The organism is Bacillus sp. SM2101, from assembly GCF_018588585.1.
Classification (GTDB): Bacteria; Bacillota; Bacilli; order Bacillales; family SM2101; genus Nanhaiella; species Nanhaiella sioensis.
This window is the reverse complement of the sequence record NZ_JAEUFG010000108.1, coordinates 1-1210: the sequence shown is the minus strand read 5'-3', so window position 1 is coordinate 1210 and position 1210 is coordinate 1. Positions and strand designations below refer to the sequence as shown.

Sequence of the window (1210 nt, the reverse complement as noted above, 5' to 3'; positions counted from 1 at the left end):
CTGAAGTTTATATTAATGGATTAGTAGAAGAGGGTGTGATTGTACCAAGTGAATATCCTGATGGATACAATCCTAACCTAGAAATCACTAGATTAGAAATGAGCAAAATGATTGCAAGAGGGTTAGCGAAGGAAAGTTTACAATGGAAAGAAGTATTAACTGGACTTGAACAACTGGACTTTATTAACCTACCTTTTACCGACCAAAGAGAGTTAAACCAAACTGATCAACCATACGTAGCATTAGCTAATGGCTCTGGTATAGTAAGTGGTCGTTCGGATGGAACTTTTGACGCTGATGGTCTAGCAACAAGAGCTCAAGCGTCAGTCATGCTTACTCGTTATCTAGATGCTAAAGATAAATTACCAGATTTAGAAAATTTGTTAGAAAATTTCAAGGGTGAAAAGACCATCCATGATTATTCGAAAGAAGAGTTAGAGTCTTGGATTGATAGAGAAGCAGACTTGGAGAGATTGAATGATTACCCTGTTGAGCATGATATTTTTGATTCTTTAGCTGAAGTCAATCATTTTAAACGATATCCTAACAAGTATCAGGATAAAACGGAAGAGCTTACTAAAGATAGATTAAATGTTGTAATAGGGTATATGGATAAATATTTTAATCGTGATTACAGAACAATTGGTGATAATTGGATAGAAGACATTCGTTATTATTATAGGGATAACGTGACTTATAATGGGGTAGAATATTCATGGAAACAATTGCCACAGTTTTTTGATGAGTTAGTTCAGGAAACCAAGAATAACAAATTGGCCTCAGAGAGTATATTTGTTACTGACATTTCAATGTACCATAGTGTGCAGGAAGGACGTCAAAGTGAGCAAAGAGTGAGGGGTACTCAGTACATTCGTTATTCTTCTGGAACGGATTTACCAATAGGAATAGAGTTGAATAAGTGGTATGTTAGAGATCTGGATGTTCAGGTACATTTCCCTCAGAAAACGGATACAGTTTCTTGGGACACTCCTAATTGGGTATTTGAGGATATCTTCCCAATTTCCTCTTATGAGGAAGTAAAACTATAGACACTAGCGAGCTGCGGCTCGCTTTGTCTATCAATATCAAACTTTCTTATTCAACAAAACCAGCTAATAGTTTGTCAACATTTATCAATAAAAAACTTTATTTATCCATGCTATACTAAAATAGTCCATGACAAATAACCTTCCGAATATGCAGTTTGGAA

1 protein-coding gene is annotated in these 1210 nt (G+C 35.5%); it reads left to right on the top strand.

Annotated features, from left to right (window positions below; all coding sequences use genetic code 11):
• Positions 1-1049, top strand: a 1049-nt coding sequence (locus JM172_RS24455; protein WP_214484976.1) for an S-layer homology domain-containing protein, incomplete at its 5' end; no start/stop codon positions are given.
• Between the last annotated feature and the right edge of the window lie 161 nt (positions 1050-1210).